1 protein-coding gene and 1 pseudogene are annotated in these 743 nt (G+C 72.3%); both read right to left on the bottom strand.

What is annotated here, in order from left to right:
• Nucleotides 1-54: 54 nt before the first annotated feature.
• Nucleotides 55-480, bottom strand: a complete 426-nt coding sequence (locus tag IH61_RS0139935) for a DUF742 domain-containing protein (protein WP_031079401.1) — start codon at nucleotides 478-480, stop codon at nucleotides 55-57.
• 164 nt (nucleotides 481-644) lie between these two features.
• A pseudogene (locus tag IH61_RS45445) lies at nucleotides 645-743 on the bottom strand (roadblock/LC7 domain-containing protein); the annotation flags it as partial.

The raw sequence follows: 743 nt of genomic DNA, 5'->3' as shown, positions 1-743 counted from the left end.
CCGCCCGCGACGACGATCTTCGCGGAGGTGGTGGCGCGGGTGGAGGCGGCCGCGTTAGAGCTTGCGAAGTCCACTGAGGACCCTTTCGAGCAGCGTGACATCGGGCGTTCCGCCCGACTCGCCCGCGGCGGCGGGCTGGTGGATGGCGACGAGACCGGCCTCGGCCAGGTCGGCGACGAGGATGCGCGCCACACCGAGCGGCACGCCGGCCAGAGCGGAGATCTCCGCGATGGATTTGACCTCACGGCAGAGGTTCACGATCCGGGCGTGCTCGGGCAGCAGCCCGCCCGTCCGGTCGGCCGAACCGACGGTCGAGATCAGAGCCTCGATGGCGAGCTGGTACCGCGGACGGGTGCGGCCACCGGTCATCGCGTACGGGCGGACCAGCGGCTGCTGCTCGTAGCCGTCGGACTGCTGCCCACCGTAGCCGCTGCCGTACCCGTTGCCGTACGGGCCGCCGGGTGTCGAGGGCGGGGTCATGGGTCCTCCTTGCGCTGCAGCCTGGGGCAGCCGGTTCCAGCTGGGGCGATGCCAGCTGAGGCGGGATCAGCTGCCTGAGGGTAGCTGAGGGTGAGGCGCCGGGCTCGGTCGGGTCGGGCCCGGCATCGGGTGGAGCGAGGGTGGTACGGCCGCGCGGAGCCGGATCAGTGCAGGAGACTGCCCTGGAGTTCTGCGCGGAGTGCGGGGGTGAGGACGGCTCCTGCGCGGTCGACGAGCAGGGCCATCTCGTAGCCGACGAGGCC

This window comes from Streptomyces sp. NRRL WC-3742, from assembly GCF_000720635.1.
In the GTDB taxonomy this organism is placed as follows: Bacteria; Actinomycetota; Actinomycetes; order Streptomycetales; family Streptomycetaceae; genus Kitasatospora.
This window is presented reverse-complemented; position numbering and strand designations above follow the sequence as displayed.

Bases quoted from the DNA above. Each gene is read 5' to 3' on its own strand.
- IH61_RS0139935 (WP_031079401.1), bottom strand. From the start codon at position 480: ATGACCCCGCCCTCGACACCCGGCGGCCCGTACGGCAACGGGTACGGC.